A 4,400-nucleotide genomic window follows, 5' to 3' on the forward strand; every position below is an offset into this window, starting at 1 on the left:
TTTCAAGCGGCCAGAGCACGAGCCAGAGGCTACCGTAATACAGGAACATTTATAACCATGATCTTTATGATTGCTAGCCCTGTATCAGATCTACTCAAATCCACATGAAACGACGAAGAGCCCTTTTTTAATGCCGCTGGGTTTGATTCCATCAAGCTTTCATCAATAGCATAAGCGAATAGCTTTTTAAGCCATGACACCTTGCGATTATGAACATTCGCACTTGCATCAGAGTGATGCTCTTCTAGGTATTCATTAACGTGCTGTAAGGTGATATGGCTGGCAGGAACATCAGAAAAAAATTGTTTCGTGCGCTCCGCATCAATTTTCATTGTGCGTATGAAATCTTCTGATGGTTGTTCTTCATGAATAATCCGTTTGAGCAATTTATCGACTTGATCACCGAAACTAGGCTCATCAAACTCATAGGTGCTTGATAGTAGAGATTCTACCGTTATAGCGACCTCTTGACGGGCAACACGGTTATATTCTTTTGCAACAGCAATGGCAACTTCTCTTTCTTTTCCGAGCACCTTAAACTTCCCACTGATAAGCCTAAGCCGATAGGAGCCACGGCGAGGATCGAAGTAAAGATGCTCGGGCAAACTTTTCATAGCCATTGTTCTGGGGCGGGCGGCCATCACAACCTCATTAAGTCTTTGACGATTTTATTAACATGACTATCCAGTCCTGCGGATTGATCATCGAAGACATAAGCGCCGCCGTTAATCATGCGTCCAGCAATGACACCATTTTGTATCCATTTTCTCACAGTCACAAGTGAAGGTTGCGAATCTTTTGCAAATTCACGGTTTACCCATTTCGTTGCTTTCATAAGTTTTTGTTTCATATATCTATCCTGTTTTCTTTCGATTAGATTGAAATATCCAACATTTCACGGTGGATGGTTTATTAATTTGGGGGTGAGACTTATTCAAACGATCATTGACGGCACTATTCACTGGTTTGCATTCAATGAACTTATAAGCTCGGCTGTTTTTAAGTAGGGTTCTGAGATCACTTAATGGTGGAATTCGTTGTTTATGAACGGCTGATTCTTCTGCAAATTGATTAAGGTTAATGGCGATATATTGTGGATCACGGGAATGATTGACTACCTTATCTTCATTGCCTTCCAAGAACTCATAAATTTCCCAAAACTCTTGAACTAATGGATGATCAGCGCCGCAAACATGCTCACGGTCAATAGCCATTACTTTTAGTTGTTCATACACTAACGCCATTTGTGTTGGGCTGATATCAAGCAGTAAAGCGAGGACTTCAGTGAAAGCGCACATCATGGAATGATTTAAGCTGATGCGGTTGTTGTTGATCATTGGCTCTTGGCGTAACCATTGTTCAAAATCGGGTTGCCGCTTTTTAACCTGCTCCAGTATTTGCTTTTCATGGCTCAGTGCTTTGATCATAAATCCAGATAGTTCAGCCATTGGCCAACGGCTAATAGTATCAACTGCACTTCGAGTTTCGGCATTGTGATTACTGCGGTCAGAATAAAGATGAATGATCCGCTCTAAAATTGCAGGTGAGGCTTTTAAAGTAGCATTTTGACTGATAACCAAAGCGCCTTTGAATAATGGTTCGTTGGTATCGTTTTGGTTATTCTTATTACCCGTTGAACGCACTGCTCGGCCGTTATAAGCTGTTTTAAATTGATCCCAATGAAAGCCATTGGTGCTGGGCGCAGAAGTATCACCTCTGTCAGCTTCAATCATAACAATGGGCAGGTTAGCGACTTGGGCAAGGTTACGACTAACACCGACCTTACTGGATTTTATTGGATCAAAGCCTTCGTAATTCTTACGGCCAGACAGCTTCCACATAAATTCAATCAGGGTGGATTTACCCGTACCCGGCTCACCGACTAATTCTAAAAATGGATAAGCACCAAAGATATCTCGGCATTGCTCAGCAAAGTAACTGCCCAACCAAAAGGTGAGGGCGATAACACCTTTGACTGAAAACGCTTGCCAAAGAGTATGAAAAAAATCAGCTTTATAAGTCGTTAAATCATAATTGGGTGCGACTAACACAGGGTCTTGGCTTTTGATATACAGCTGTTTGATATTGAAATGATCTTCATCATTAATAGGGTAAAGCACACCATCTTTTACGGCAATGTTATTGAACACATAGCATTTGTGTTCGTAACTGTAGCCGACAAAATCAATGACCTTAACTCGCTTAATATTGTAAAGGTGATGTCGAAACCACTTGTTGAGCTGATAAGTATTACCCTCATAAATGGCACCGGGCGCAACCACAGACAGACGTTTTTTAAATTCGGTATGAGAAGTAATTTGTCCGCCAGTAAAGGTTTTCTTGACGGTTAAACCGTGCGGAAAGTCGATTTGAAAGTAATACCAGCTTTCATCTGATGCCGGGCTTTCTTGATAATACAGCGCATGGGGATAGCACATACACAGCAACTGCACGCTGGCTGCTTCATTTAATGCGGTTAAATCATCTTGGCCTTTGTCAGTATTTTTGTCGTATTTATCGGCATGAAACTTAAACCAATACATACTCAGCTGAAACTCAAACGGAAACTCATGCTGATTGCTTTGCTGGTACATTAAAATGCCTTTGATTTTGGCCGAAGGCGCAATTAACAATTTACCTAAGTAGCGGTAATGCTCGATGTGATCAGGCGTAAGGCGCTCACGTTGCAGTAAATCATTCCAGTCCAGTTGCAACTTACCTGTTTGCGGTTGCGCTGCCGTAGCTTGCCAACCCAGTTTTTTCGCTTGCTCAATAAATTTCAGGGTGTGGGATTCACCCGCTTTACCTGTATCAAAGGCAAACACTAATTTTGGCGGTGTGGCTTGGTTCAATTGTTCCCGAAAGATGTTTAATGACTCAATAGGGAAGTTATTACAGCTCATGACACTAACAGCAGTAATGCCCACTTGCAGCAATGACAGGGCATCGAATATTCCTTCAACTAACCAAAGTTCATTGGTTTCAACGACTTTAGCAATATCAAAGTCAGGCACTTGCCACCAATAACCTTTATAACTGCCTGAGAAACGAGCTTTCATACTGCCAAAACGCTCAGGTTTATCGATAAAGCGTTCCCATGTTGCGCCGTTACTCAAGGTAAATTTTACAGTAGCAGTGCCGATTTGCTTCTCGCCACAATAATAAGATCCTTGTTGATACCAACCTTTAATCAATGAAAGCTTTAAACCTCGACCATGGGAAAGGTAAGCATCCGCAGCCGCATTTGGGTTTGTGATTAAACCTGTTTTGGCATCTTCACGGCTTGGAAAACGCTCACTCCATGATTCAAACAAGTCATGGTAAATTTCTTTAATGTGCAGCTCATTGCCGCATTTGTTCAGCCTGCCACAGCGCAATAACCACGGGTTGTTTTTATGGGTATACAGCTCACGTTTATTGCAGCTTGGGCAAATGCCTTGTTGTAGATATTGGTCGCTTTGCTTTTTAAAATCATAATCAACCGTTAAACGCCGCAGTATTTCAGCATGGAGTTCCGACTTCATCACAGCCTCCAATCTCAATTGTTAAGTTGAACGCTATTGTTGTAACTCGTAAAGGCTTTGAAGAAATCGGTCTATTTTTCTAATGTCGTAGCGGCCGTTGCAAAAATCTTGTAGCTCTAATAGGGGAAAGTGTCTATGGCGTTCCCAATGCCTTAAGGTGTTATAGCTGATGCCAAAGTAACGGCACAGCTCAGCTTTGGTGTACCAAACTTTCGGCACTTCTTGTTGTTCGATTTGATGTCTTAATTCAATTTGTTTAACTGCTTGGCTAAGCTCTCTGGGATAAATGGCTCTCATAACGTGTACTCCAAAGGTGATTATTGTTGGTATCTTTTTTGTAAATAGATGTACCACGGGAATAGTAGTTTGTAGAGAAACTCAAATGCTCGAAACGGTCACTTGAGATTTGTTTGTGTTTTACTTATTGAATTTTAGAGATAATAAATGTTAGCTACGATCAGAATTGGTACAGTTTTAGGAATGGTTCTCTGTTGCTTCTGACTATGGATGTGTCTATAGTTCGACTTTTTTAAAATTTGAGGCTTGACATGTTTAAGCGATTATTTGCTGCTGTTTTATTTTTTTGGGTATCTGGCTGTTCGTCAATTCCTGAAAAACCAGTTTTAAATGCGGAGCCAATTAACGCAGCAGGGAAGTTTAATCAGTATTGGATTACTGAAAAAGATCAGCAAAATGCAATTCTCACTCTTAAGCAGCGGAACTTGTTACAGAAGCACTCTGTAAAAGTGGTTACTACTTATCTCGTAGATTCAAACGGTAATGTTTATGACGTAAAAATTACTGAGTCTAACGGTGAAGGGCTGTTTGCTGAAAAAGTAAAATTAAGCCTTCAGCGGAGAGTGTATAAGCCTGCTA

General features: G+C 41.1%; 4 protein-coding genes and 1 pseudogene. 1 reads left to right on the forward strand and 4 read right to left on the reverse strand.

The window, feature by feature from the left end; all coding sequences use genetic code 11:
- Nucleotides 1–170 precede the first annotated feature (170 nt).
- The 4 genes and pseudogenes from JQC92_RS22975 to JQC92_RS21165 form a co-directional block, all read right to left on the reverse strand.
- Nucleotides 171–641 (reverse strand): annotated as a pseudogene (locus JQC92_RS22975) (recombinase); the annotation flags it as partial.
- Nucleotides 641–850, reverse strand: coding sequence for a hypothetical protein (locus JQC92_RS21155; protein WP_205001514.1), 210 nt, complete (start codon nucleotides 848–850; stop codon nucleotides 641–643). The pseudogene JQC92_RS22975 and the gene JQC92_RS21155, both read right to left, overlap by 1 nt.
- A 4-nt stretch (nucleotides 851–854) precedes the next feature.
- Nucleotides 855–3,524 carry a toprim domain-containing protein gene (locus JQC92_RS21160; protein ID WP_205001515.1) on the reverse strand — a complete coding sequence of 890 codons (2,670 nt, stop codon included), beginning with the start codon at nucleotides 3,522–3,524 and terminating at the stop codon, nucleotides 855–857.
- A 33-nt stretch (nucleotides 3,525–3,557) separates the two neighbouring features.
- Nucleotides 3,558–3,821, reverse strand: a complete 264-nt coding sequence (locus JQC92_RS21165; RefSeq protein ID WP_205001516.1) for a helix-turn-helix domain-containing protein — start codon at nucleotides 3,819–3,821, stop codon at nucleotides 3,558–3,560.
- A gap of 251 nt (nucleotides 3,822–4,072) precedes the next feature.
- On the opposite strand from JQC92_RS21165, the gene JQC92_RS21170 reads away from it, so the two are divergent.
- Nucleotides 4,073–4,400, forward strand: a 328-nt coding sequence (locus JQC92_RS21170; RefSeq protein ID WP_205001517.1) for an energy transducer TonB, incomplete at its 3' end; no start/stop codon positions are given.

The sequence above is a fragment of the Parashewanella hymeniacidonis genome (genome assembly GCF_016900895.1).
GTDB classification, from domain to species: domain Bacteria; phylum Pseudomonadota; class Gammaproteobacteria; order Enterobacterales; family Shewanellaceae; genus Parashewanella; species Parashewanella hymeniacidonis.

What these genes read in the sequence shown, in the direction of transcription:
- JQC92_RS21155 (WP_205001514.1), bottom strand. Translation starts at nt 850, where the DNA reads ATGAAACAAAAACTTATGAAAGCAACGAAATGGGTAAACCGTGAATTT.
- JQC92_RS21160 (WP_205001515.1), bottom strand. Translation starts at nt 3,524, where the DNA reads ATGAAGTCGGAACTCCATGCTGAAATACTGCGGCGTTTAACGGTTGAT.
- JQC92_RS21165 (WP_205001516.1), bottom strand. Translation starts at nt 3,821, where the DNA reads ATGAGAGCCATTTATCCCAGAGAGCTTAGCCAAGCAGTTAAACAAATT.